Here is a 25187-nt window from a genome sequence, read left to right as displayed (position 1 = left end):
AGGGCGTTGCGATGATGCGCTGCATGCAGTCGCCGGAACGCGATCCGGCCGCCGCCGAAGACGCCGTGAGCGCGACCCGCAGCACCTTCGCGGTCAACCGCTGGCGCGGCGGCGAGCTGATGCTCGCCCCCGACGAGGTGGCCGAGGAGGTGCCGGTGGCGCTGGAGTACAACGGCATCTCGCATGCGGTGATGCTGGCGACGCCGGCCGACCTGGAAGACTTCGCGCTCGGCTTCAGCCTGAGCGAAGGCATCGTCGGCAGCGCGCGCGAGGTCTACGGCATCGACATCGACACGCGCGCGCATGGCATCGCCGTGCAGCTGGAAATCGCCTCTGAAGCCTTCATGCGGCTCAAGGACCGCCGCCGCTCACTGGCCGGGCGCACCGGCTGCGGGCTGTGCGGCAACGAATCGCTGGAGCAGGTGATGCGCCTGCCGGCACCGGTGCGCAGCGATGCCAGCTTCCATACCGACGTGATCCAGGCCGCGTTCGTGCAGCTGCAACTGCGACAGGCGCTGCAGCAACACACGGGTGCGACGCACGCTGCAGCCTGGCTGCGTGCCGACGGCCATGTGTCGCTGGTGCGTGAAGACGTGGGCCGCCACAACGCGCTCGACAAGCTCGCGGGCGCGCTCGCCCGCAGCGGCGAGGACATCTCCAGCGGCGCGGTGCTGGTGACCAGCCGCGCCAGCTATGAAATGGTGCTGAAGACCGCCGCCATCGGCGCCGGCGTGCTGGCAGCAGTGTCCGCGCCGACGGCGCTGGCGGTGCGGCTTGCCGAACAAGCCAGCATCACGCTGGCCGGCTTCGTGCGCGCCGGCGCGCACGTGGTCTACGCCCATCCCCAACGCCTGCAGCACGGCAGCACCCACGAGAGCCTGGCATGAAGATCGATAACCTTGTCACCATGGCCAACCAGATCGGCAGCTTCTTCGAAGCCATGCCCGATCGCGAGGAGGCGGTCGCGGATATCGCCGGGCATATCAAGCGCTTCTGGGAACCGCGCATGCGCCGGGCCTTGCTCGGGCATGTCGATGCCGACGCCGGCAGCGGGCTGCTGGAGATCGTGCGGGAGGCGCTGGGCCGGCATCGGGGGATGCTGGAGTAGCTTGCGGCCGGTCCCTGCTATGTGTCCTGCGCCCAGCGCTCCACCAGTTCCGCAGGGATCGCCTGGAACACTTCATCGAAGCGCTTGCCGGCCAGCCGCTCGGCCTGCCTGAGCAGCAGCGCCACCGGGCTGCTGGGTTCGTGGAGTTCGAACCATTGACGCGCGGTGCGGATGCCGGCCAGGGCGGCAGCGCGATCCCGCGGTTCGCCGGCGCCTGAGTACGCGGCGGTTGCGGCAGGAGAAAGACGCCCGACAGCATCGCCGCAGGAAGGAGAAGCGACTGGCGCGCTGGTTGATGCGGCGACCGGCGGTGCCGGGGCGGTCGCGGCAGTGCTCGCCATCATGCCAAGCAGCTTTAGCAGCGGGCTCAAGTCGGGGCCGTCCTGCCGGAGCTTGGCTTTGGCCCAACCGTCAATGGCCGCTGCTTCGCCTGCGGCCTCGTCGAGTGCCGTGAGGGTGGGGCTGTTCTGCCGGCGCAGATCCAGTATCTGCTGCCGCACCGATTCCGGCGCCAGGGCGTCCGCGGGGCGCGGCACGCCGAGCGACCGCTCGACATCCCGGATCTGCAGCCGGAGCGCTGCATTGCCTGTGATCGTCAACTCCCGCACGTCCCGCATCAGCCCCTCCGGGTCGGTCAGCGCGGCCAGCGCGTTGGCGCGCATCGCGGGATCGGTCTCGCCATCGACGCATAACTGCGGATGGATGGCATCCGGCCATTTTGCCAGCAGGTGCGCCATGGCCGCGAGTCCGTCGCGCAAGCCGCTTGCCTGGCCCAGCCGGGTACGGCAGCGTAGCAACAGCACCAGGATGCGGATGTCGCGCGTGCGCAGAAGCAGGTGCCGGCAGTCGCGCTCCAGATCCGCCCAGTTGATGGCCTCGGGCTCGCTGACGAAGTTGCCGTATTGCGCGTCGGGCTTCGGCGCCGCCTTGGCCAGCAGCACGACGAACTCAGGGTCGTACTCCAGGTCGTCACCGCATGGCCTGTCGGGTGCGACAGGTTCCAGTAGTTCTGGGAAAGGAAATTCAGGTCTTTGCGCCGATACGGCCTTGGCTTTGGCATTCATGGTCAGTGTGTTGCATAGTGCTCGGGCTCGAACACCATGCCGGTGATGGCGCGGCTGCGATCCGGCTCGCCCAGCCATGTAGACCAGCCCAGACGTTCCTGCGAGCCCAGGATGGCAGGTGGCGCCGAGTCCGCGATCACCTGCAGCTCGGCTTCCCAGACGAACTCGAAACCGACGAAGGCGCGCACCCATTCGATGAGCGTTGGAAGATCCCTGCCGTTCGGCGTGAAGTTCAAGTATTGCTGCAACCCGAGCGGGCCGATTACCAGGCGGAACCTGTGTTGGCGGTCTGGCACCATTTCGCCAAGCATGGCGCCTTGTCCCATGACGCCGGGGGCGCCCGGGTGTCCCAGGCGGCTGTGCTCGGCCGGATCGACGGCGATCCAGTGCAGTATGTATTCTTCAAGCCTGACGGGCACACCAAAGAAGTGTGAAAGCGTGGCCGCAATGCCGTCGGGATTTCGTGCTTCGCGCACCTGGTGTGCGCTCGCAGCGAGCCGGGCGTGCGGCGGCAGGGTGCTGTGCGCGATTTCGTCGGCTTCATTGCCCGCCAGCCAGCCGACATAGCGGGAGAACACCTCGTCGTCGCGCCGATCGAGGCCCGCGCTGGCTTGCGCGCCTGCCCACGCGCGGTAGAACTGCGTGAAGGCGCGATGGTGGAAGAGGTCCAGGAAGTCGGCGGTGGTGGTGTCCCGGTGTGCCTCGCTACGCTCGCGTACAAGTTCCGTCAGATGAATCGGCAGCGCCCCGTTCGGCCCCAGCATGCCCAAACCAAACAATTGCACCTTGAGCCGGCCGGGCAGCGGCTGCACGTGCGCGATCTCGCGGGGCGCGAAGGTGAGAGCGGCCTGCTGGCCAGCCCGGAAAGGCTCGTCGCGGGGCCGGCTCGCCTGCCCGATCGGGGGCAAATCAGGGTGCCGGGCGGACAGATGCCGCAGGAGCCCCAGGAAACTCAGCTTCCACGGCGCCTGGCCGGCATAGCTTCCGGGCGCGGCCGTCGCCGCCGGCGAGAGCGGCACATTGTCGTCGTTGCCTTTGAACATGGCTACACGGCGCTGCGGCCGCCCATGCGCACGGGCCAACGATGCACCAGGCCGCGTTGCATGGAGTGCAATTCGGTTTGCGTGAAGACATTGACCGAGACGTGGCGCGCCAGGAAATGCTCCAGCACTACGCCGAACAGGTATGGGCTGATGCCGGAGAAGCCGCCTTCGTCCACCGTGAGCTGGCACTGGATGCCGCGGCCGTAGATCAAGGGTCCGTTGCCTGGCAGCCGGCGCATGACTGGCTTCACGTTGGCGCCGATTAGGCTCTGGATCTGCCCCTGGTGCGCGAGGTCGTCGTTCGCTACGAAAAGACGCAGCATGTCACGCAGGCCCTGGCCGCCTGAGCGATGCTCCAGGTCAGTCAGCGACAAGTAGTTGAAGCCTAGCAGCCGTATCAGGCGCCACGCCATTTCACCGTCCGCAAAGGGCGGCCGTGGAGCCGACGGCGCGCGGATCAGGCCGATCCCCTCGACGGGGATGGAAGCCGCCGGGGTCAGGTCGTGCCGGCCATTGCGCGGTACCAGATTGGGCAAATCGCGATTTGTGACCAGCGATTCCACTGACAAGTAGCGCAAGGCGTCTGGGTAGGGCGCTTCGTTCTGGTCCACCAGCGACACGAACAGCTCGGTGCCGATGTATGCCGTGCGCGTGCCGTACTTGCGAGCCTGCTCAGAGATCAGCCGCCGCTCGCGCCGCACGGAAAAATAGCGGCCGTGGTTGCCTTCATCACCATTCAGGGTGGTAAAGAGCGGCTGGAAGTTAATGCCTGCGCTGTGCTGGGACCTCTGCGCACTGAGCTGCTTGACCGCGTGGATTTCGTAATCAAGCGGATGCTGCCGGTCGGCGACCAGATGAAACTCGACGCGGCCCGGCGTGACCTCGATGCGATCGGTGCGCTTTGGAAACAGATTGACCACCGGTGTGCAAAACAGCGCAAACTGTTCGCGGTCGACCTTGCCGGTGAGATCCCGAGGCGGCTTTGACAGCAGCACGACGATCTCGGCTTCCTTGCCGCGGATCCGGCTCAGGCCCTGAGCGAGCCTGTTGAGGCTGAAGAAGTAGAAGCGTTGCGGGCAAGCGAAGTACTCATGCAACAGGTTGTGCCCGTGGAAGCTGTTCCACTGCAAAGGCAGCGCGCCTTCGCCCGGTCCCATTCCCACGTAACTGACAGCATCCTGCGCCACTGCGCAGGGGCGCTCGTTCATGGCCCCGGGCCGTCCGATCAGCGTCGCCACACCGGCGCTGTGCAACAGTTCGAACAGTTGTGAGGCGATCAGGTCATCGCCGCGCAGATAGACCGGCAGGTGGTCCAGGCCCTGCAGTTGGTCGAAGGTGGCGTCTCGCGTACAGCGCAGGCGCAGCCGCAGGGCTCCCTGGACTGTCACATGGGCGGGCAGATAGCGCTCCGGCCCCCTGACATCGGGCGGAATCCCGGTGAGCCGCGCTTCGGTGATCTCAACCGGCCACAGTATCAACGGCTGCGTGGTCCTGAACTGGCAGGCCGTCTTCTCTCCGGGCGCCGTCGCCGCGTTGACTTCCGTGCCGCGCGGAACCTCCACGCCATGCGAAAAATCGCCCTCGCTCTGGCTGGGACGGAACTGCGCGACCGCAATCGATGGCGTCGGCGCCACATAGTTCGGGTAGATCACCTCCAGCAGCCGCTGCGTGAAGCGTGGGAACTCTGCGTCCAGCTTGATCTCGGTACGCGCTGACAGGAAGCAGAACGCCTCGATCAGCCGCTCCACGTAGGGGTCTGCTACCTCGATGCCCTGCATGCCCAGCCGTTTCGCGACCTTCGGGTGCTGTTTGGCGAATTCACCCGCCAGCTCGCGCATATAGACGAGCTCGCGGTTGTAGTAGTCGAGCAGTTGCGGATCCATGGTGTCAGCTGGCGTGGATCGATTGAACGCTCATCCGGCTGGTTTCCAGGTCGAGCGAGCTTTGGGCAGTGAACGCCATCGGATACGGGTTCATATGGATCAGGCCTTTGATCTCGAACACCAGCGTGTTGTAACGTTGCGGCGCATCTTCTTTCAGAAGCGGCTTCACTTCCAGCGAGCCGGGGATGAGCCGCGGTTCGAAGTCCAGGATCGCACGCCTGACGATGGTGACGATATCGTTCCACTTGTGTTCGGCCAGATAACTGCCGGCGACCGGGGACACGCCGTAGTTGATGGTCGATGCGGCTGCAGCGGGATAGCGCTTGCGATCGATTTCATCCTCGCGATTGGTGGTGTTGAGCAGATAGGTGAGATCGCGCTGGATGATCTCGCGCATCTGGGCACGCGTGACGGTGTATTCGTCCGCGCTTTCCGTCTGGCGCTGGGGCGCGTCGTCGCGCAGGCGGTCCAGCAACGTCGGCAGCAGTTGCGAATTCGGGCGGCGCGGCGGGCGGTGTTCAGCCATGCTCCGCGTCCAGGGTGAGCGTTGTCACATCCAGCATGGCGACATCCCCCGCGTCTGTCATCCAGGTCTTTTGGCCGATACCGATGACCCCGGTCTCGCCCGCTTCAGCCCAGCTGGTTTCGCGAGCCAGCCGGATTCCGTCGCTGCCTTGCTCGGAGCTCGGGTAGCGCACCGGCAGGAAGCCATGGCTGACCACCCCATCGGCGAGTGTCACCGTGGCCGGGCGCCATAACAGATCCAGCAACCCGGACGTCTTTCCCAACTCGATCTTGCGCATCTGCGCGAAGGGCGGCCAGGCGTAGCGCCCAGCGGTCACGATTTCGCAGGTCGGTCCCAGCCGTGTGTCAGTGTCGGTGATCCAGGCAAAGCGCACGCCGTCATGCGCGCCGGCTGAGGCTGGCGCCTGGGACAGGGCCAGGTCGCGGCTGATGTCCGCGGCTGAGCAATCGCCGGTGTTGTTCTCCGCCAGGGCTGTGTGGAGCTTTGCCACCCACGCTGGGGCCGGCAGCAGGGAGCCGGGGGTGCGCTGGCCGGCGAATACCTCGCCACGGAACACCTCCGCACGGATCAGATCGCGGTACACGTGCGCGGTTTGCGCGAAGTCGGGCGCAAGCTGTGTGGCGACCTGCACTTGCTTGAGGGCCCTGGGCCAGTCACCAACCACGCAGAGCCACTGGAACAGCTGCCAACGGAAAGCGAAAGAGCCAGGATGCTCGCGGACCTGCGCCTCCGTCTCGGCCAGCGCGCCGTTGACCGAGCCGCCTCGGCGAAGGAATGAAGACAGCCTCGTGTCGGGTCCCTGACGAGGGATGCGCGATTCAAGCGTCATGATCAGAATCAGGCGTTTGCGCCAGCGCGGGACGGTAGGCGCTATCCATCAAGACCAGGTGGTGTTCGCGACGGGTAAGCGGGGCCGTGACATCGCGGCGCCGCGCGGGCGCTATGTCGCCAGCGAACAGCCACAGCACGTCCGGCGCAGCGGGGGGTGAAAAGAGTTCTTGCCCTTCCAGGGATTGTTGGGAGCCGATCAGGGAATCAATACGGCCAGCCGTGCCCAGCATGTCCATCAGGCTATCGGCATGGTTCGCTTCGCGCGCGAGCGCTTGCAGTGGCTTCGGGTCGCCCTGTGCGGGGATCGGAGCCGTCGACGTTGCATGGAAGCTGGCATGTGCACTGACGTAGTTCGGATCGCATAGCGCCGCCTCGGCCTCGCGTTTGAGCCGATCGAGCACGTCGGCCGGGTCAGGGGCAGCCGCCGCTGTGGTCCCTGCGCCCCCGGCTGGCTTCACCAGCGAGAACGGATCGGCAGCGTCCGGCTGCGTCCGGCCGGGCGCATCCCAAGGCCAGGGCGCATGGCTGTCGCCGCCGACTCCGGCGACGACGGCTTTGATGCCTGCTGTGCGGTTCTGCCAGTCGCTCATAGCCCAGCCACCTGAGTTTATTGGTTTTCGAAAGCGTCTGATGATAATCGCAAATCGCGGCGTAATGAAATGATAAGTCGAATGGAATCTTCCTATTAAATATTCAATAAATCAGAATTAAAAAATGATTTACTGGGATTTAAGGGTGAGCCTATGGACGCAGGATGAAAATGATGTGTGTCTTGGGTGGATTGTCAAAATTCGTAATATTCCATAGAGGCATGGTATTGGGTCATTGTCGGCGGGAGGGAATCGTGATAGTCGCGCGATGAAGTGAATAATCTATGTAAATCAAATGGTTATATCAATTTCGGATGTCGATGCCTGCGAGGCCTTGCCGCGGATTAGAAGTTTGCCGGCGTATTGTTTTGGCCATATCCTGAAAAACCGATAAGAAATCGCTGTGCCATGGCAGTCCTCTCAAGAGGGTCGCAAGGCAAAAGGTATCGAATGGATATTTCGCGTCAGGCGCTATTTGGCCGGCTCAATCCCACGCTCTTCAAGGCAATCGAAAGTGCGACGGCCTTTTGCAAGCTTCGCGGCAACCCGTACGTGGAGCTTGTGCATTGGCTCCACCAACTGCTGCAAGCCCCGGATGGCGACCTGCAGCGGATGCTGCGCCATGCCGGCGCCGACCTGTCCGCGCTGGAAACCGACCTGATCCGCGCGCTGGCGGCGTTGCCAGCCGGCGCCACCTCGATCAGCGACTTCTCGTTCCAGCTTGAGTCGGCGATCGAGCGGGCCTGGGTTTATGCGACGCTTGCTTTTTCCGATGACCGCGTGCGCGGCGCCTACCTGCTCGCTGCGCTGCTCAAAACGCCGGAGTTGCGCCGTACGGTGCTGGGCATCTCAAGCCAGTTCGCGAAGCTGCGGCCCGATGACCTGGTGGAAATGGCACCGGCGCTCATCGCGCAATCGCCTGAGAGCCGTGAAGCGGCCTATGACGGCAGTGGCCTGGTACCCGCCACACCGGGTGAATCCAATGGTGCGATGGCACCAGCCGGTGCCGGCAAGCCTGGCCTGGGCAGGTACTGCCGCGACCTGACCGAGGAGGCACGCGCGGGCCGGCTGGATCCCGTGATCGGCCGCGAGCATGAGATCCGCACCATGACGGACATCCTGCTGCGCCGCCGTCAGAACAATCCGCTTCTGACCGGAGAGGCGGGTGTCGGCAAGACCGCCGTCATCGAGGGGCTGGCACAGGCCATTGCCGCGGGTGAGGTGCCGCCCAGCCTGAAGGACATCAGGCTGCTGAGCCTCGACGTGGGTGCGCTGCTGGCGGGCGCCAGCATGAAGGGCGAGTTCGAGGCGCGGTTGAAGGGCGTGCTTGAGGAAGCTGCCAAATCCCCGACGCCCGTGATCCTGTTCATCGATGAAGTCCACACGCTGGTTGGCGCCGGTGGCCAGGCCGGCACCGGCGATGCCGCGAACCTGCTCAAACCGGCGCTGGCGCGTGGGGCACTGCGCACGATCGGTGCCACCACCTGGAGCGAATACAAGCGCCATATCGAAAAGGATCCGGCGCTTACGCGCCGCTTCCAGGTCCTGCAGGTCATGGAACCGGATGAAGCCAGGGCGGTCGCCATGGTGCGAGGTCTGGTCCGGACGTTCGAGGCGCATCACCAGGTACTGATCCGCGACGAGGCGGTGCGCGCCGCCGTCAGGCTATCGCATCGCTTTATCCCGTCGCGGCAGTTGCCCGACAAGGCGATCAGCCTGCTCGACACCGCTTGTGCCCGCGTAGCGCTGTCATTGCATGCGCCCCCGGCAGCAGTCGAACATCTGCGCCACGAACTCGCCGCGGCCGACGCCGAGTGCGCGCTACTGGCCCGGGAAGCCGGCTTTGGCCGGCCGGACGCCGCGCGGATTGAGCTCGCACGGGTTCGGCGCGATCAGCTCGAAGCCGACCTGGTTTTGGCCGAAGCGCGCTGGGACCGGGTGCGCGGTCTGGCGACCGACCTGGTCGCCCGCCGACACGCACTGGTGCAGTTCGTGTCGGATGAATCGCCGCTCACCGCCCCGGCGCGACGATCCCTGGATGAGCTCGAGGGCCATCTTCATGCCGCGCAAGCGGATGCGTCGCTTGTGTACACCGAAGTGGATGAACGCGTGGTCGCTGCCATCGTCGCCGACTGGACCGGTATCCCGGTTGGGCGCATGGTCGCGGACGAGGTGGCAACCTTGATGCAGTTGCCGCAGACACTTGGCGAACGCGTGATCGGGCAAGGTCACGCGCTGATCCAGCTTGGGGAGCGCGTCACGACCGCCCGTGCACAACTGACTGACCCCAACAAGCCGGTCGGGGTCTTCCTGCTGGCGGGCCCGTCGGGGGTTGGCAAGACCGAGACCGCGCTGGCGTTGGCCGACGCCCTGTATGGCGGTGAGCAAAACCTCATCACCATCAACCTGTCGGAATTCCAGGAGCCACATACCGTCTCGACGCTCAAGGGCGCACCGCCGGGTTATGTCGGCTACGGCGAAGGGGGCGTACTGACCGAAGCGGTGCGCCGCCGGCCCTACAGCGTGGTGTTGCTCGACGAGGTCGAGAAGGCCCATGCCGATGTCCACGAAGTCTTCTACCAGGTCTTCGACAAGGGCTACATGGAGGACGGAGAGGGGCGCCATATCGACTTCAGGAACACCATCTTGCTGCTCACCAGCAATGCCGGAGCCGATCTGCTGGCGAAGCTCTGTGAAGACCCGGCGCTGATGCCGCAGCCCGCGGCGCTGCGCGACGCGCTGATGCCCGAGCTGCGCAAGGTGTTTCCGGCGGCGTTCCTTGGCCGGCTGGTAGTCCTGCCGTATCTGCCGCTGGCGGCCGACAACCTTGGCCGCATCGTGCGGCTGCACCTCGATCGGGTGGTGGTGCGCATGCAGCAGCAGCACGGCATTGTGCTGACTTACGACGACCCGGTGGTCGAGTTCATCGTGGCGCGCTGTCCGGTCGGCGAGACCGGCGCCCGGCAGCTGATCGGCTTTATTGAACAGGTCATCCAGCCTCAACTGGCACGCCTGTGGCTGTTGGCCCTGTCCGAGAAGCGCCAGCTCGGGGTGATCGGGATCAGCGTTGCCGACAACGCGCCTGCCGGGCTCGCCTACCACACCGAATACCGCGCTGGCCACGATGCCGTTGTGCCGGAGTGTCCCGAGGCCGGCCCGGCTTGACGCCGGCCGGCATGTCCATGTAACCCGCTGGGGAGATCCATGTCTGTTGTGAACAGTTCGCAGAAATTCATCGCGCGCAACCGTGCGCCGCGCGTGCAGATCGAGTACGACGTCGAAGTTTATGGCTCGGAGAAGCGTATCGAGCTGCCTTTCGTGATGGGCGTGCTGGCCGATCTGTCGGGCACGCCAGCCGAGCCGCTGCCGCCGGTTGCCGATCGCAAGTTTCTTGAGATCGATATCGACAACTTCGACGAGCGCATGAAGGCCATGAAGCCGCGCGTGGCGTTTGCCGTGCCCAATACGCTGTCCGACGATGGCCAGCTCATGGTCGACATGACATTCGAGAGCATTGAGGATTTTTCGCCCGCGGCAGTAGCCGGAAAGGTCGATGCGCTCAGGCAATTGCTCGAAGCCCGCACCCAGCTCGCCAACCTGCAGACCTACATGGATGGCAAGTCGGGCGCCGAATCGCTGATCAACCAGTTGCTGCAGGATCCCGCGCTGCTGCAGTCGCTTGCCAAGGCGCCCAAGCCCAGGGCAGGCGACGACGAACCGCAGTCGCCGCAGTCCTGAATGGATCGGCTGCTTGCCTACCTGAACGACCTCATCAAGCAAGGACTCCATGCCCTCCGCCCAACAAGCCCAACAGCAAGCGCTCGCGAGCGCTGACCATTCGGAATTCGCCGCGCTGATCAGCCGCGAATTCTCGCCCAAGACCGACCAGGCCCGCGAGGCTGTCGACCTCGCCGTCAGGACCCTGGCCGAGCAGGCGCTCGCCAGCTCGTTCACCATGAGCGATGATGCCTACAAGAGCATCGAAGCCATCATCGGCGCCATCGACAGGAAGCTCTCCGAGCAGATCAACCTGATCCTGCACCATGAGGACTTCCAGAAGCTGGAGTCCGCCTGGCGCGGCCTGCACCACCTGGTCTCAAACACCGAAACCGACGACAAGCTGCGCATCCGCGTGATGGATGTGTCCAAGGAAGAGCTGCGCCGAACCCTGCGCCGCTACAAGGGCATCGGCTGGGACCAAAGCCCGTTCTTCAAGCGTGTCTATGAGGAAGAGTACGGCCAGCTTGGTGGCGAGCCCTACGGCTGCCTGGTAGCCGACTACTACTTCGACCACACGCCGCCAGACGTCGAACTCCTTGGCTCGCTCGCCAAGATCTCGGCAGCGGCTCACGCCCCGTTCATTGCCGGCGCCTCGCCGTCCGTGCTGCAGATGGATTCGTGGCAGGAACTGGCCAATCCGCGCGATCTGTCCAAGATATTCCAGAACCTGGAGTACGCGCCGTGGAACAGCCTGCGCAACTCGGAAGATGCCCGCTATGTCGGCCTCGCCATGCCGCGTTTCCTGTCGCGCCTTCCCTACGGCATCAAGACCAATCCGGTCGATGAATTTGACTTCGAGGAAGACACCGACGGTGCGGATCACCGCAAGTACGTGTGGAGCAATGCCGCCTACGCCATGGCGGTCAACATTAACCGCTCGTTCAAGCTCTATGGCTGGTGCACGCTGATCCGTGGCGTCGAAAGCGGCGGCGTGGTCGAGAACCTGCCGTGCCACACCTTCCCGACCGACGATGGCGGCATCGACATGAAGTGCCCGACCGAGATCGCCATCTCGGACCGCCGTGAAGCCGAACTGTCGAAGAACGGCTTTATCTCGCTGGTGCACCGCAAGAACACCGACTACGCAGCCTTTATCGGCGCCCAGTCGATGCAGAAGCCGGCCGAGTACTACGACGCTGACGCGACCGCCAACGCCAACCTCTCCGCACGCCTGCCGTACCTGTTCGCCTGCTCGCGCTTTGCCCATTACCTGAAGTGCATCGTGCGCGACAAGATCGGCGCCTTCAAGGAGCGCGAGGACATGCAGCGCTGGCTCAACGAATGGATCATGAACTACGTCGATGCCGACCCGGCCAACTCGTCGCAGGAGACCAAGGCGCGCCGACCACTGGCGGCAGCCGAGGTGGTCGTCGAGGAATTGGAAGGCAACCCCGGCTACTACAGCGCCAAGTTCTTCCTGCGTCCGCACTTCCAGCTCGAGGGCCTGACCGTCTCGCTGCGTCTGGTGGCGCGCCTGCCGTCGGTCAAGGACGCCGCCTGAGCGTCGCTCAGGCGTTCAAACGCACCGGTAGTTCCACGCCGAGGTATCGCGCCCCTGACCTGACTGGGGCGCGGCCCTGGCTGTGGCTCTTGTCTGCAGTACCTGTCTTAACGTGAAGGAGTTTTGCAATGGCACAGGACATTTTCCTGAAGATCAACGGCATCGATGGCGAGTCGCAGGATTCGTCGCACAAGAACGAAGTCGAAGTACTGGCCTGGGACTGGAGCATCGAGCAGCAGTCCACCATGCACGCGGGCAGTGGCGGCGGCGCCGGCAAGGCGACCGTGTCGGACCTGTGCTTCGAGCACTTCATCGATCGCGCCTCGCCCAACCTGATGAAGTACTGCCTGACCGGCAAGCACATCAACGAGGCCGTGCTGGTGGTGCGCAAGGCCGGCGGCAATCCGCTCGAATACCTGAAGCTCACCATGACCGACGTGATCGTCACCCAGGTAAGCCCCAAGGGCTCGGTGGATGACGAAGTGCGCATGCGCGAGAAGGTGGCGCTGTCGTTCTCCAGGGTGAAGCAGGAGTACGTGGTGCAGAACGCCCAGGGCGGCAGCGGTGGCGCGGTGACCGCGGGTTACGACATCAAGGGCAACAAGGAAGCCTGATTGTCATGACTGGCCTCGCCGATCACCAGTGTTGAAGCTGGCGAGGCCAAGGAGTCTGGCACTGACCGAGTGCGGAATCCATGCGGATGACAACGGCCCGACTCCGAGCGGCCGTTAAAGAGATGACCTCATGAGTGCGCTAAACAATCTGAAGAACCTGGCCATTGGGCGGAATCGCACCGTCAGCGTCTCCAGCTCTGCGATTCCTGACCTGTTGGGACAGCCGCAGCTGGCGTTCGTGAGGCTCTCAGGTCATGAGGGATTAAGCGAACTCTTCACCTACAAGGTAGACCTGCGTACGGTCTCGCCTGCCGCGGAACAGTATCTTGCCGAGGCAGATCCTGATGCGATGATCGGCCGCGAGATGACCGTCACCATCCAGCTCGATGGCATGGGCACCGGCCTGCTGGGTGGGGTGGGGGCTGGGTATCGCGAGATCACCGGCGTTATCTCCGACATCGAACATGTCGGCGGCGTTGCGGAGAATCGCATGTACCGGTTCACGTTGCGTCCCTGGCTGTGGCTTGCGACGCAGACGTCGGACTACAAGCCCTTCCAGAAGAAGACGGTGATTGAGATTCTTGACGAGGTGCTTGCGGACTACCCGTTCTCGGTGGAGAAGCGCCTCGACACCTCGGTGTATCCGAAGCTCGCCTGGGAGGTGCAGCACGGAGAGAGCGATGCGCACTTCATCCAGCGCCTGACCGAAGAGTACGGAATTACCTACTTCTTCGAGCATGACGGCGGACACCATCGGCTGATCCTGGCCGCCGAATCGGGCGCGTACCGCGCGTTCCCCAGCGAGGCCTATCGCACGCTGCCACTCTATCCGCGTGGCTTCAAGATCGACGAGGAACATCTGGTTCGCTTCGATCCGGTGAACCGGCTGCGCACGGGCAAGGTGACGCTGAACGACTACGATCCGCGCAAGCCGCGCGCGAATCTGACCACCGGCAACAGCCAGCCGCGCGACACCAGCTTCGCCGATCTCGAGCGCTACGAGTACCCGGGCGACTATGTCGATCCGGCGGTGGGCGAGATCCGGGCGAGGATTCGTATGGAAGAGCGCCGCGCACGCGGCCGGCGCGCACGTGGCGTGGGTGCGCTGCGCGGGGTGGCGGCGGGCTGCACCTACCTGGTGAGCAATCACAGCAACCCGGCGATGAACCGCGAGTACCTGGTGACCGGTGCGACGCTGGACCTGGAGGATATCGGCGGCGAATCCGGCAGCGGGCAACAGTTTTCGTGCCGCGTTGCGTTTGAAGCGCACCCCACTGATGAAGTCTTTCGCCCGCCGCGCACGGTCGGCAAGCCATACGTGGCCGGCGTGCAGCGGGCGGTAGTGACCGGCCCGAAGAACCAGGAGATCTGGTGCAACGATCACGGCAACGTGATCATTCAATTCGAATGGGATCGCTACGGGAAGTACGACGAGAACTCGTCGCCATGGATTCGGGTGGTCAATGGCTGGTCGGGCGACCAGTTCGGCGCGATGCATATTCCGCGTATCGGGCAGGAGGTCATTGTGGCGTTCATCAACGGCGATCCGGATTGTCCGGTGATTGTCGGGCGGGCGCCGAACCAGCTCAATCTGCCGCCCTGGGCGCTGCCGGGGCAGCATGCCTTGTCGGGAATCCGCAGCAAGGAGTTGTTCGGCGGGCGCCACAACCACCTGTTGATGGACGACACGCAGGACCAGATCCAGGCGCAGCTGTCCTCGGATCACCAGACATCGCAACTGAACCTGGGCTATCTGACCGGGGTGCCGGACCACGCCGGGCGCAAGGACCGGCGCGGTGAAGGCTTTGATCTGCGCACCGATGGCCAGGGTGCGATACGCGGCGCGAAGGGACTGTTCGTCACGGCCGAAGGGCAGGTAAGGGCCATGGGCGGGCACCTGTCACGCGACGAGCTTATTCACTGCATGGAGGCGGCGCTGGAGGCGGCGAAGTCGTTGGGCGACTATGGCCATGCCCATGAAGGGCTGGCTGCCGATACGGATCCGCAGGCCGAACTCGCACGGGCCGTGAGGGAGTGGGACGCTGGTGCCAACAACCACAAGGACGCGCCTGGTAAGGGAGGTCAGCCATTGATCGGTGCCTATGCGCCGGCGGGCATGGTGCTGGCCACGCCCAAGGTATTGACGACGTATGCCGGCGCGCATATCGACGCCGTTTCACGGTTGAACCAGCAAATGACCGCAGGGCAGCAGTTCGTTGTCAATGCGGGGCAGGGGATCGGATTCTTCGCGCACAGCGGTGAGCTGCGAGGCATCGCGCACCAGGGCAATCTGGTTCTGCAGGCGCAGAAATCCAACATCGAAGCGAACGCCAGGCACAACGTAGTGGTGACCGCAACCGACGGCAACATCGTTCTGAATGCGGGCAAGAGCCTGAGCTTGATGACGGCGGACGGGGCTGGGATCCGCATTGGCGGAGGCAAGGTGGACATCCATGGTCCTGGCGGGATCCTGCTGCATACCTCGGATTTCGACATCGTCGGGCCGTCCAGCCTGAGCGGACCGTTGCCGCAGTTTAGCCAGGGTGACGCGGGCCGGAAGTTCCTGCTGAAGGCAGGCGAGCTTGAGCGACCGGTCGCCAATGCACCCTACCAGATTGTCAGGGCGGATGGCAGTGTGATGGAAGGTGTGACCAACGCCGCTGGCGCAACCGAGCAGTCGGCTTCGGATCTGATCGAGGCGGTGAGCGTCAAGATGTTCGCGCCCAAGCTGTACTGAGCCCGGTTTGCATCGATCACCACGGAACCAGAAATGAGTGCATCCACCGTATCCAAGCAAGGGGCCAACCCGATTGCCAGCGCCGACGACATTCACGTCCCAAGTAAGGGAGCCCGAAAGCTCGACCTGAAGACCCTGCCCGGCATCATCATCTTCGTGCATGGCGTGAACTCGAACGGCGAATGGTTCGCCAGCGCCGAAGAAGGCTTGTGCAAAGGCATAAATCAGCGCCAGCAGCGCGGGGAGGCAGGCGACACGTATGATGCCGGGTCGCTACGACCAGCGCAGTATCTGCCAGAGCTGACGCCAAAAGGCTACTTGTCCCGAGAAGTTGATGCGGAGAATTTCGTAGCCGATGGCGACCAGAGCCCCGTTATCCGATTCCGTTGGGGCTATAAAGCTTCCAAGGAAGACTTGGCGACAGTTGGGCCAAACATCTTGCTTGACGAAGAGGATGCCTGGGGCGGCGGTCCCTTCGCCAACGGATGCTCTGCTCTGCCGGATCTGTGGACCACCGGCACGGTCACTGACCTGTTTGCCGGGCTGCAGGCGCAGGACATGAACACGGACACCAGCCGACTGATCTACGGCTGCCCACCGCGCCACTACGGCGCGCATGCCGCCCGGCGCCTGGCCGCACTGGTGGCGCAAGTCCGGGCCAAGCACAAGGAAGCCTATGGCAAGGTGTGTCCGGTCACGGTGGTCTGTCACAGCCAGGGCAATATGGTTGGCATGGCCTCGGCATTTATTGGCAAGCATGACTTCGCCGGCGACGGCGTGGCGGATACCTACGTGTTGGCGAATCCTCCCTACAGTGTGCTGCCTAACTTCTTTGAGAACTTCGCGCAGTACAACGCCGATACTGACCTGGGCCGCGTCACGGTTTATGCGCGGCGCAAGACGCTGGATCGCTTCTTTGAGATTGTTGGTAGCTCCAGCTTTGATCATGCCAGTGATGACTGTGTCAACGCCATGACACCAACGCGGCGGCCCAAGGAAGGCGAAGTCCCATGGACGGCAGGCGAAGACAGCAAGGGGCGTCAGACGCGCAAGCATGTCTTCCTCTACAGCAATCCCCACGATCAAGTGATTTCAGTAAGCACCGTGCAGGGCATGGGCTGGCTGGGCTTGTCGAAGGAGGTGCTGGCCGGCACCGATCACGACATGCGGGAGTCGGCCAAGGCGCGCGGCGATCGCCCCTATGCTTTCGCGCATCACGCGGACGTCTTGTTCCAGCGTGTGTGGGCGCAGGGCAATCCGGGCAAGTATGGCCAGATGCCATTCGAAGTGGGCAGCAAGCCAAGCAGCTTCGTCTACTACGACAAGGGTAACCCGTCGAAGGCCGATCCGATCCAGGGCGATGGGAATGCATTCTGGTACCGCAAGCCATTGCCACTGCGCTTTCACCTGACGCGGGTATGGGAGGACGACCAGCGCGGCGTTGGAGAGAAGCTCGGCGCGACCGTGCTCGGTGGCATCTACGAAATGACTTTCGCCCTGCTGCGGGTAACGACCTTCGGACACGTCAGTTATGTACCCGTAAACGCCGATCCGCCGAACGGCTGGTCCGTGCCGATCAATGCACCAGCCGTGAAGGAGCCCATCGCCGCGCGGGCAATTCACCTGTATCACACCGACAAGCAGGCGCCTGACGATGGCGGACAAAGCGGGAAAGCAGGGAAAGTACAGGGAATCTTCAACCAGGGACCGGAGTCGCACACCGATGCGCTCAATCCGGCAGGCAGGAGCGACGACGTCTACGACAAGTACCGGAGCGCGGGGCAGGGCGCGGCGGACTACAGCGACGAAGCGGCGCTGCGCTATGAACACAATGCCAGCGTGCGTCAACTTGCCCGGCGCAAGGCTGGCGACCCCTATGAGGCGGGCATTGAGCAGATGAGGGATGGCGGGGATCTTACGGGGGACGAGTTTGCGGAATTCCGCGAGTTCAATACCGAAAAGCGCGAGTACTTCCTGAAGTATGCGGTGGACCTGAATGCTATGAACCACTCGACCATTCTGACCAATCCGGTGCACTGCGAAAAGGTGCTCGCCTATGACGTTGATGTAGGCATCTGCATGATGCCGCCGAACGAGCTGAAGTGGCTGCGGCAGTTGGCGGACTGGCGGCGTTGTGATCCGAAAGACGATCAAATGAAGGAATGGAGTTGGTACTACGGTTCTGGTCGGATCAACGGAGATCGGCTGGAGAGCCAAAAATATTACAGAGCGGATGTTCCGGGAGTGCTTGGTATGGACGACGAGCGTTCGGACAGCCGTATCTCACAGACACTTTCTGCAAGCAAGCATCAACGACCCAGCGAGCGTGACCTGGTCTTCGGCGGGCAGATCCTGCAAGGAGAGCCCGGTGAAAACCGCTAATCGAGATTCATTACTCATCAATTGCCTTGCCATCGTCATGGCAGGAGTCGCCATCGTGGCGCTGCTGTCGGCCTGTTCATCGGGAAAGCCCATGTCTACCTACCACCGAGATCCGTCGCCGTATCCACTTGCTGTGCGCGCGCCCGCGAGCGGGTCCGATGCCCCAGCCGCATATGTACTGGGCGTGCAATGGATGAATCCGCTGATGTGGAAGGACTACCCGACCCACTGGAACCTGCTGTGGGCGCAGGGGTTGGCGGATCGCAATCCGTCTGATACTGACAGCCCGCATCTGAAACTCGGTGATGCGCCGGGGCTGCTCGTCGGCGGCGTCAATCCGGTCTGGAAGAACGACAATCCCAACCCGGTGTACTGGAAAGCGCTTAATACCCTGATCCGTGAGCCGCTCTATCCGCTGGGATACCACACCGCGGTCAACGCGAATTACTTCTATTCGATCCGGAACGACACGCGACGGCCCGATTTTGCCGACATCCGTGTATTCGCCGGCATGCCGCAGGCGTGGATCAATACACCGACCTATATCAAGGAGTCCAATCGGTACATGAATGGCCGGGATCGATTGGCAGAGCAGGTCGATTGGGGCATGCCGGCACCGTCGATTCTGGCGGAAAACGAAGAGCATGCCGATGAGCGTATGGCGGACTACTTTGTGAAAGACTATTCGGGCTATGACGGTCAGCCCAGAAGGGGACTTCCTTATGACTCCGACATGGTGATTGGCCTACCCACCTTCACGCCAAATGCCGCGCGCCGGCTGTTCGTCATGGAAATCTATAGCGCGGCCGAGGCGATGAGCCTGAAGATCTTCCCCGAACCAAAGCTAGCCAACGTCACGGTGATGGCGGGCGCGGAAGCCGTGGGCTTCTATGACTTGCGGGCGGCGATTGCCTACCTCAACGCTAACCCAAAGAAGACGGTGTGGGTCTACACCATGGACGCGCCCAATTACCCAAAGGGCAGGCAGACCAACGAAAATTCGGTGCTGCTGATCCTGGGCCATCCCAGCGCGGACTGGGGCTATGCGCCGCTGGCGGCGTTGTACACCCCGCAGCAGCACGAGGGCGGCATCGGAGCGAAGGCAGCTACCCCTGGTGGCGCTTGGCAGGGCCTGCTGCAAGCGGTGCAAGCGCAGGCGCCGCAGGCCTTTCCGATCGACCGCATCTACCACGACATTGACCGGCGCGCGCCCAATGTGAATACGGAGCTTGCGCCCTTGCGCGCGGCGGTGCATCAGCAGTGGCCGGACCTGGACCAGTTGAAGGATTTTCGTAGCGTCTCGGAGCATATGGTGGGCCCGGCCCGCGCGGCCAGCGCGGGACTGAACATTGCCTATGCGGTCGCGTATGCGGACCAGACCGGGCATAGCGCAGTCGTGACCAGTGTGGCGAATCCCAACGATGCGTGGACGGTGCTGGTGGCGCCCCCGGCAGGCTGGACTAAGCGCGAGCCGCCCAAGGAATGGCCACGGGCGCGGGGCAGGACAACTGCCTACTACCCATGGTTCGGCAAGCAGACAGACCGGCGTTGAGGGGATGAGAACAATGGTCACTTGCATGAACAAGGTGGTCGTACGGCGCGCGATTGCCGTCTTGGTGGGCGCCGCCGTCGCGGCGCTGCTGGCGGCCTGTTCATCGGGAAAGCCCATGTCCAACTATCACCGAGATCCGTCGCCGTATCCACTTGCTGCGCGAACACCCGCGAGCGGCCCCAACGCACCGGCTGCATATGTGTTGGGCGTGCAATGGATGAATCCGCTGATGTGGAAGGACTATCCGACCCAGTGGAACCTGCTGTGGGCGCAGGGGTTGGCGGATCGCAATCCGTCCGATACTGACAGCCCGCATCTGAAGCTCGGTGATGCGCCGGGTCTGCTCGTGCAAGGGGTCAACCCGGTTTGGAAGGATGACAATCCTAATCCCGTCTACTGGGAGGCGCTGGAAGATCTGATCAAGGAGCCGCTTTATCCCCTGAGCTATCACACGGCCGTCAACGCGAATTACTTCTATTCCATCCACAACGGCACACGACGGCCAGACTTTGCCGACATCCGCGTATTCGCCGGAATGCCACAGGCGTGGATCAATACGCCGACATATATCAAAGAGTCCAATCGGTATAGGGACGGTCTCGACAGATTGGCGAAACATACCCGGCTTGGCATGCCGGCACCCTCAATATTGGCGGAGAACGAGGAGCACGCCGAGGCGCGCATGAATGATCTGTTTGTGAAGGTCTATAGCGATCGCGGCAGCTCGCAACGAGGCTTGGCTCACGGTTCAGATATGGTGGTTGGTTCACCGACTTTCACGCTTAGCGCGGCGCGCCGGTTGTTCTTCATGGAGATCTATAGCGCGGCCGAGGCAATGGATCTGGAGGCGTTCTCCGAACCAAAGCTACCCAACGTCACGGTGATGGCGGGCGCGGAAACGGTGGGCTTCTATGACCTCCAGGCGGCAATTGCCTACCTTAACGCCAATCCGAAGAAGACGGTGTGGGTGTACACCATGGACGCGCCCAACTATCCGAAAGGCGAGCAGACCAACGAAAATTCGGTGCTGCTGATCCTGGGCCATCCCAGCGCGGACTGGGGCTATGCGCCGCTGGCGGCGTTGTACACCCCGCAGCAGCACGAGGGCGGCATTGGTGCGAAGGCTGCTACGCCTGGCGGCGCTTGGCAGGGCCTGCTGCGAGCGGTGCACGCGCAGGCGCCACAGGATCATCCGGTTGACCGCATCTACCACGATATTGACCGGCGCGCGCCCAATGTGAATACGGAGCTTGCGCCCTTGCGCGCGGCGGTGCATCAGCAGTGGCCGGACCTGGACCAGTTGAAGGATTTTCGTAGCGTCTCGGAGCATATGGTGGGCCCGGCCCGCGCGGCCAGCGCGGGACTGAACATTGCCTATGCGGTCGCGTATGCGGACCAGACCGGGCATAGCGCAGTCGTGACCAGTGTGGCGAATCCCAACGATGCGTGGACGGTGCTGGTGGCGCCCCCGGCAGGCTGGACCAAGCGCGAGCCGCCCAAGGAATGGCCGCGGGCGCGGGGCAGGACAACTGCCTACTACCCGTGGTTCGGCAAGCAGACGGACGCGCACTATGCAGACGGGACGCCCCATGGGGGTTGACAGTGATTTGCGCACACAAGGGCCGCACAGGCCATTAACACGGAGTAGCTCCTCATGATGAATCCCATTCGATGTACTGCGGTTGTTCTTGCTGCAACGACCTGCCTGCTTTCTGGTCTTGCCAGGGCAGATATCACAGCCGGGCAGTTGATGGAACTGCAAGGCCAGGCAGCGATGCAGGAAGTGGCGGCGACGGGCGCCATGATTGCCGTGGTCGAAGGGTGCGCGCAGACCTATCCAGCGCTGCGTGCAGCTGCCCACGACTTATATGTTGCGTTCGGAGTGGATAGTGAGGGAGAGGCTGGTTTTTCCAGGGCGGTCGGTGCTTGCATGGATAAGCGCAGTGCTCCGAAGGAGAGTGAATGCCAAGGCCTGGTTCGGCTGGCCAAGCCGCCGCAGGACAGTCGCGACCTGGAAGCCTTCTTTGAGTCGGCAAGTCCTACCGCGGCCGCGAAGATGATTGCCTTATGCAAATAAGTCCGCTGCCGGCGAAGGTTGTACCGGCCCATTGCAGTCAGTACGTCGTTTACCGGGGAGCAAAGCTATCAATGGCAGATTCCATTGTTGTCGTTGGCGATGGTCACACGCATGGTGGCTTCGTGTTGGCAGGCTCGCCCAACCACAAGGTCAACGGTCGCCCCATTGCACGTCAGGGGGATGCCATCAGTTGTCCCTTGCATGGGATAAGCCGCATTTCGCAGGTAAGGGGCCTGTACAAGGTGGATGGCGTGCCCGGTGCGGCAAGCGGTGATATGACGGAATGCGGAGCGGTTCTGATTGGCTCGGTGTCGGCGCGGGTGGGCTCATGACTCGCAAGGTTGCCTCGATACGGCGCAGGATGGCGAGGACCGTGTCGCTGCTTGGCCTGATCGCAGTATCGGTCCTTGGCTCGGCATGCTCCACGGCGCCGGCCCAGCGCGAGCAGATGAAGCTGGATCTGGCTGTAACCGCCAAAGATACCGTCAACCCTGACGACAAGGGCAGGCCCTCGCCGGTCCTGGTTCGCATCTACGAACTCAAGACCGACAGCGCATTTGAGAATGCGGATTACTACTCGCTGGAGAAGTCAGACAAGACGCTGCTGACGCAGGATCTGCTGGCACGAGACGAGTTCATCCTCCGGCCGGGCGAGTCGCGGGACATTGAGCGCAAGCTCAATCCGGACACGCAAGCCATCGGCATTCTGGTCGGGTACAGGGAGCTTGGCAAGGCCACCTGGAGATCTGTCTACCAACTGCCGACGGCGCCGGACGCCGCGTGGTACCGCATGGCAATTCCGGCACGCAAGGTCAAGCTGCAAGTCTCGTTGGACCAGCAGACCATCACAATTTCCAAACCTGATTGAATCCATGAGCTGGTACAACAAGGTCGTCTGGAGCGAGGGATTGTTCCTGCGCCCGCAACTCTTTCAGCAGCAGGAGCGCTATCTGGAGCACTACGCGCACAAGCGTAGCGCCGCGTTGAGCCCGTTCTTCTGGGGCTTTCACCATTTCTCGATCGATGCTGAAGCGCTCTCACTAGGTAAGCTGGTCGTCTCCAGTGCCGCTGGAATCTTCCAGGACGGCACGCCCTTTGACGCGCCGGCGCACACGGCAGTGCCGGCGCCGCTTGCGCTTCAGGCCGAGCACCTGAATCAGATCATCTGTCTGGCGGTGCCGATCCGCGCGCCCAATGCGGAAGAGACGAACTTCGAGGATGCCACCGATTCGCTGGCGCGATACCGTGCCTTTGAGCAGGAATTGCTGGATGCGAATTCGATCGCACAGGGACCAAAGCTGGTGCAGTTGGCAGACTTGCGTCTTCGGCTGTTGCCGGAGAAGGAGCTCTCCGAGTCCTGGCTTGGCCTGCCGTTGACAAGAGTGACCGAAGTCCGCGCAGATGGTAGTGCCAGGCTGGATACCGCGCTGATTCCGCCGGTCAATGCCTACACAGCCAGTGCATTGCTGCAAACATGGCTTACCGAAATCCATGGCCTCCTGCATCTCAGGGCCGATGCGATGGCAGAGCGGCTGTCTGCCGCCACTATGCGGGGCGGGGACGCTGCCGAAGTATCGGAATACCTGATCCTCCAATTGCTGAACCGGTACGAGCCGATTCTGACCCACCTGCTGAAGGCAAAGGCCGCGTCGCCAGAGGCGCTGTACCTGCACTTGGCGGCATTGTCCGGGGAACTGTCGACGTTCGTGCGCACACAGACCCGTCGTCCGGCCGAACATGCGGCTTATCGGCATGATGCCCCGCATCTGTGCCTGAAGCCACTGGTTGACGATCTGCGCTTCTTGCTCAATGTGGTGCTGGAACGCGCTGCGCAGCGGATTGAGATCACGGAGCAGTCGCATGGGGTCCGGCTGGCGGTGCTCGATCCGAGCGAGATCGGCCGATTCGCGACCTTTGTGCTCGCGGTGACCGCGCAGGTTCCGGCGGATCTGTTGCAGCAGCAGTTTCCTGCCCAGACCAAGGTGGGGCCGTCCGGGCGACTGGCGGAACTGATTCGGTCCCATCTTCCCGGCATTCCGTTGCAGTCATTGCCGGTGCCGCCAAGGCAGATCCCGTTCAATGCTGGCCATGTCTACTTTGAACTATCCCAGCAGCACCCGCTCTGGGACCAGGTTGCGCAGTACGGTGGGCTGGCGTTGCACGTAGCGGGGAGCTTTCCTGAGTTGCGTATGGAACTGTGGGGAGTGCGGCAATGAGCAGTCCACTTGTGTCGAGTGATCCCCAGCTTGACTCGCAAGCAGCGCAGCCCGCCAAGGCAGGAGACCACGCGAGCCCAGGCGCCGCGGCAGAGGCGACCAGCCGGAGCGACGCGCGCACGTCCGTTGCGCAGCGTGTGGATGAGATCAGCCGCAAGGCCAATTCGTTGCTTGCGGCAGCGCGCCCGCTGTTGCGCGCACTGGCGGACATGCCGACATCGCTGCGACAGGACCAGGCGGCCGCGCTGAAGAAAACTCTGGTGCGGGAAGCGAAGGATTTTCAGTCAGTCTGCGAGCGCGCCAATCTCCGGCGCGAGCACGTTCTGGCCGCACAGTACTGCCTGTGCACGGCGCTGGATGAGGCCGCCAACGGCATGTCCTGGGGGCACCATAGCTGGGCGAACAATAGCTTGCTGATCCAGCTACACGGCGAAAACGATGGCGGCGAGAAGGTGTTCCAGCTGCTTGGCAGGCTGGTGGCCTCGCCCGCCGAACACATGGACGTGATCGAAGTGATCTACCACGTCCTGTCACTTGGCTTCCTCGGCCGATATGCCGGCCACACTGACGGTCATCGTCAACTCGACGAGATCCGGCAACGCCTCCTGCACTTGATCAGCGGAGGGCGCGAAAGCGTGCCGCGCGACTTGTCGCCGCACTGGCGGGGCGCGGACGCCGGGCGGCTCAGGCTGCTGCGCACAGTGCCGGTATGGGGCACGGTGTCGGTGCTGGCATTGGCGGTCTTTGGCTTGTTTGCCTGGTACAAATACCAGCTCTTGCTCCGCACCCACGATCTCGAGCAGCAGATTCTTGCGATCGGCAAGGCAGCACCACCGGAGCCGCCTAAAGCTCTGCGCCTTGCAGCGTTGCTCAAGGACGAGATCGCGCGTGGTGTTGTCAGCGTCCAGGAGGATGCGGCGCGCAGTGCCGTAACGTTCCGCGGCGATGACATGTTCGGCGGCGGCCGCGCCGAAGTCAGCGACAGGATCCTGCCGTTGCTCGACAAGGTGGCTGCGGAGATCAACAAGGTCACCGGCAAGGTGACGGTGATCGGCCACAGCGACAACGTTCCCATCAAGACGGCCAGGTACCCGTCGAACCAGGTGCTGTCGGAAGAGCGCGCTGCGACCGTGACCGAGTACCTGGCCAGCAAGGGCGTGGCAAAGAGTCGCCTTGAAGCGATTGGTAAGGGTGATTCCGAGCCGCTTGCCGACAACAAGACACCAGCCGCCCGGGCAAGGAATCGCCGGGTGGAGATCGTGGTAACGCCGTAATCGGGGTCA

Annotated in this window: 21 protein-coding genes; 15 read left to right on the top strand and 6 right to left on the bottom strand. The window is 63.2% G+C overall.

Annotation, left to right across the window (positions count from 1 at the left end):
* The first annotated feature begins 11 nt into the window (after positions 1–11).
* Positions 12–887 carry a formate dehydrogenase accessory sulfurtransferase FdhD gene (gene fdhD / locus LIN44_RS14600; protein WP_227312686.1) on the top strand — a complete coding sequence of 292 codons (876 nt, stop codon included), beginning with the start codon at positions 12–14 and terminating at the stop codon, positions 885–887.
* Positions 884–1108, top strand: a complete 225-nt coding sequence (locus LIN44_RS14595; protein WP_227312685.1) for a formate dehydrogenase subunit delta — start codon at positions 884–886, stop codon at positions 1106–1108. Before fdhD ends, LIN44_RS14595 begins: the two co-directional genes overlap by 4 nt.
* A gap of 17 nt (positions 1109–1125) precedes the next feature.
* Here LIN44_RS14595 and tssA read toward each other — a convergent pair whose 3' ends face one another.
* The 6 genes from tssA to LIN44_RS14565 are packed head-to-tail and all read right to left on the bottom strand — an operon-like array spanning position 1126 to position 7045.
* Positions 1126–2172: a type VI secretion system protein TssA gene (tssA, locus tag LIN44_RS14590; RefSeq protein WP_227312684.1), complete on the bottom strand. Its 1047-nt coding sequence runs from the start codon at positions 2170–2172 to the stop codon at positions 1126–1128.
* 2 nt (positions 2173–2174) lie between these two features.
* On the bottom strand, positions 2175–3215 hold the full coding sequence (gene tssG, locus LIN44_RS14585) for a type VI secretion system baseplate subunit TssG (protein WP_227312683.1): 1041 nt from the start codon (positions 3213–3215) through the stop codon (positions 2175–2177).
* A gap of 2 nt (positions 3216–3217) precedes the next feature.
* A complete protein-coding gene (tssF, locus tag LIN44_RS14580) occupies positions 3218–5098 on the bottom strand; it encodes a type VI secretion system baseplate subunit TssF (protein ID WP_227312682.1) in 1881 nt (626 codons plus the stop codon).
* 4 nt (positions 5099–5102) lie between these two features.
* A complete protein-coding gene (gene tssE / locus LIN44_RS14575) occupies positions 5103–5624 on the bottom strand; it encodes a type VI secretion system baseplate subunit TssE (RefSeq protein ID WP_227312681.1) in 522 nt (173 codons plus the stop codon).
* Positions 5617–6453 carry a type VI secretion system accessory protein TagJ gene (locus LIN44_RS14570; protein WP_227312680.1) on the bottom strand — a complete coding sequence of 279 codons (837 nt, stop codon included), beginning with the start codon at positions 6451–6453 and terminating at the stop codon, positions 5617–5619. The genes tssE and LIN44_RS14570 overlap by 8 nt, the downstream gene beginning before the upstream one ends.
* On the bottom strand, positions 6443–7045 hold the full coding sequence (locus tag LIN44_RS14565; protein ID WP_227312679.1) for a TagK domain-containing protein: 603 nt from the start codon (positions 7043–7045) through the stop codon (positions 6443–6445). Before LIN44_RS14565 ends, LIN44_RS14570 begins: the two co-directional genes overlap by 11 nt.
* A 450-nt stretch (positions 7046–7495) precedes the next feature.
* Between LIN44_RS14565 and tssH the strand changes: the two genes are divergently transcribed.
* From tssH to tssL, 13 genes are all read left to right on the top strand, one after another.
* Positions 7496–10210, top strand: coding sequence for a type VI secretion system ATPase TssH (tssH, locus tag LIN44_RS14560; protein WP_227312678.1), 2715 nt, complete (start codon positions 7496–7498; stop codon positions 10208–10210).
* A gap of 39 nt (positions 10211–10249) precedes the next feature.
* Entirely contained in the window at positions 10250–10783 is a 534-nt protein-coding gene (gene tssB / locus LIN44_RS14555; RefSeq protein ID WP_227312677.1) for a type VI secretion system contractile sheath small subunit, read from the top strand.
* Between the two features lie 49 nt (positions 10784–10832).
* Entirely contained in the window at positions 10833–12326 is a 1494-nt protein-coding gene (gene tssC, locus LIN44_RS14550; RefSeq protein ID WP_227312676.1) for a type VI secretion system contractile sheath large subunit, read from the top strand.
* A 128-nt stretch (positions 12327–12454) separates the two neighbouring features.
* Entirely contained in the window at positions 12455–12940 is a 486-nt protein-coding gene (locus tag LIN44_RS14545; protein WP_227312675.1) for an Hcp family type VI secretion system effector, read from the top strand.
* 130 nt (positions 12941–13070) lie between these two features.
* Complete coding sequence (locus LIN44_RS14540) at positions 13071–15677, top strand: type VI secretion system Vgr family protein (protein WP_227312674.1); 2607 nt, start codon at positions 13071–13073, stop codon at positions 15675–15677.
* A 33-nt stretch (positions 15678–15710) separates the two neighbouring features.
* Positions 15711–18059, top strand: a complete 2349-nt coding sequence (locus LIN44_RS14535) for a DUF3274 domain-containing protein (RefSeq protein ID WP_227312673.1) — start codon at positions 15711–15713, stop codon at positions 18057–18059.
* Between the two features lie 91 nt (positions 18060–18150).
* A complete protein-coding gene (locus LIN44_RS14530; RefSeq protein ID WP_370641654.1) occupies positions 18151–19611 on the top strand; it encodes a hypothetical protein in 1461 nt (486 codons plus the stop codon).
* Positions 19612–19636: 25 nt separating this feature from the next.
* Positions 19637–21211 (top strand): hypothetical protein, encoded by a 1575-nt coding sequence (locus tag LIN44_RS14525; protein ID WP_227312671.1) that lies wholly within the window; start codon positions 19637–19639, stop codon positions 21209–21211.
* 54 nt (positions 21212–21265) lie between these two features.
* Complete coding sequence (locus LIN44_RS14520; RefSeq protein WP_227312670.1) at positions 21266–21688, top strand: hypothetical protein; 423 nt, start codon at positions 21266–21268, stop codon at positions 21686–21688.
* A gap of 71 nt (positions 21689–21759) precedes the next feature.
* Positions 21760–22020: a PAAR domain-containing protein gene (locus tag LIN44_RS14515; RefSeq protein WP_227312669.1), complete on the top strand. Its 261-nt coding sequence runs from the start codon at positions 21760–21762 to the stop codon at positions 22018–22020.
* A 29-nt stretch (positions 22021–22049) separates the two neighbouring features.
* Complete coding sequence (tssJ, locus tag LIN44_RS14510) at positions 22050–22556, top strand: type VI secretion system lipoprotein TssJ (RefSeq protein WP_227314405.1); 507 nt, start codon at positions 22050–22052, stop codon at positions 22554–22556.
* A gap of 4 nt (positions 22557–22560) precedes the next feature.
* A complete protein-coding gene (tssK, locus tag LIN44_RS14505) occupies positions 22561–23904 on the top strand; it encodes a type VI secretion system baseplate subunit TssK (RefSeq protein ID WP_227312668.1) in 1344 nt (447 codons plus the stop codon).
* Positions 23901–25178, top strand: a complete 1278-nt coding sequence (gene tssL / locus LIN44_RS14500; protein WP_227312667.1) for a type VI secretion system protein TssL, long form — start codon at positions 23901–23903, stop codon at positions 25176–25178. The genes tssK and tssL overlap by 4 nt, the downstream gene beginning before the upstream one ends.
* Positions 25179–25187 lie beyond the last annotated feature (9 nt).

Source organism: Cupriavidus sp. MP-37 (assembly GCF_020618415.1).
Taxonomy (GTDB): domain Bacteria; phylum Pseudomonadota; class Gammaproteobacteria; order Burkholderiales; family Burkholderiaceae; genus Cupriavidus.
This window is presented reverse-complemented; position numbering and strand designations above follow the sequence as displayed.

What these genes read in the sequence shown, in the direction of transcription:
- fdhD (WP_227312686.1), top strand. Translation starts at nt 12, where the DNA reads ATGATGCGCTGCATGCAGTCGCCGGAACGCGATCCGGCCGCCGCCGAA.
- LIN44_RS14595 (WP_227312685.1), top strand. Translation starts at nt 884, where the DNA reads ATGAAGATCGATAACCTTGTCACCATGGCCAACCAGATCGGCAGCTTC.
- tssA (WP_227312684.1), bottom strand. Translation starts at nt 2,172, where the DNA reads ATGAATGCCAAAGCCAAGGCCGTATCGGCGCAAAGACCTGAATTTCCT.
- tssG (WP_227312683.1), bottom strand. Translation starts at nt 3,215, where the DNA reads ATGTTCAAAGGCAACGACGACAATGTGCCGCTCTCGCCGGCGGCGACG.
- tssF (WP_227312682.1), bottom strand. Translation starts at nt 5,098, where the DNA reads ATGGATCCGCAACTGCTCGACTACTACAACCGCGAGCTCGTCTATATG.
- tssE (WP_227312681.1), bottom strand. Translation starts at nt 5,624, where the DNA reads ATGGCTGAACACCGCCCGCCGCGCCGCCCGAATTCGCAACTGCTGCCG.
- LIN44_RS14570 (WP_227312680.1), bottom strand. Translation starts at nt 6,453, where the DNA reads ATGACGCTTGAATCGCGCATCCCTCGTCAGGGACCCGACACGAGGCTG.
- LIN44_RS14565 (WP_227312679.1), bottom strand. Translation starts at nt 7,045, where the DNA reads ATGAGCGACTGGCAGAACCGCACAGCAGGCATCAAAGCCGTCGTCGCC.
- tssH (WP_227312678.1), top strand. Translation starts at nt 7,496, where the DNA reads ATGGATATTTCGCGTCAGGCGCTATTTGGCCGGCTCAATCCCACGCTC.
- tssB (WP_227312677.1), top strand. Translation starts at nt 10,250, where the DNA reads ATGTCTGTTGTGAACAGTTCGCAGAAATTCATCGCGCGCAACCGTGCG.
- tssC (WP_227312676.1), top strand. Translation starts at nt 10,833, where the DNA reads ATGCCCTCCGCCCAACAAGCCCAACAGCAAGCGCTCGCGAGCGCTGAC.
- LIN44_RS14545 (WP_227312675.1), top strand. Translation starts at nt 12,455, where the DNA reads ATGGCACAGGACATTTTCCTGAAGATCAACGGCATCGATGGCGAGTCG.
- LIN44_RS14540 (WP_227312674.1), top strand. Translation starts at nt 13,071, where the DNA reads ATGAGTGCGCTAAACAATCTGAAGAACCTGGCCATTGGGCGGAATCGC.
- LIN44_RS14535 (WP_227312673.1), top strand. Translation starts at nt 15,711, where the DNA reads ATGAGTGCATCCACCGTATCCAAGCAAGGGGCCAACCCGATTGCCAGC.
- LIN44_RS14530 (WP_370641654.1), top strand. Translation starts at nt 18,151, where the DNA reads ATGTCTACCTACCACCGAGATCCGTCGCCGTATCCACTTGCTGTGCGC.
- LIN44_RS14525 (WP_227312671.1), top strand. Translation starts at nt 19,637, where the DNA reads ATGAACAAGGTGGTCGTACGGCGCGCGATTGCCGTCTTGGTGGGCGCC.
- LIN44_RS14520 (WP_227312670.1), top strand. Translation starts at nt 21,266, where the DNA reads ATGATGAATCCCATTCGATGTACTGCGGTTGTTCTTGCTGCAACGACC.
- LIN44_RS14515 (WP_227312669.1), top strand. Translation starts at nt 21,760, where the DNA reads ATGGCAGATTCCATTGTTGTCGTTGGCGATGGTCACACGCATGGTGGC.
- tssJ (WP_227314405.1), top strand. Translation starts at nt 22,050, where the DNA reads ATGGCGAGGACCGTGTCGCTGCTTGGCCTGATCGCAGTATCGGTCCTT.
- tssK (WP_227312668.1), top strand. Translation starts at nt 22,561, where the DNA reads ATGAGCTGGTACAACAAGGTCGTCTGGAGCGAGGGATTGTTCCTGCGC.
- tssL (WP_227312667.1), top strand. Translation starts at nt 23,901, where the DNA reads ATGAGCAGTCCACTTGTGTCGAGTGATCCCCAGCTTGACTCGCAAGCA.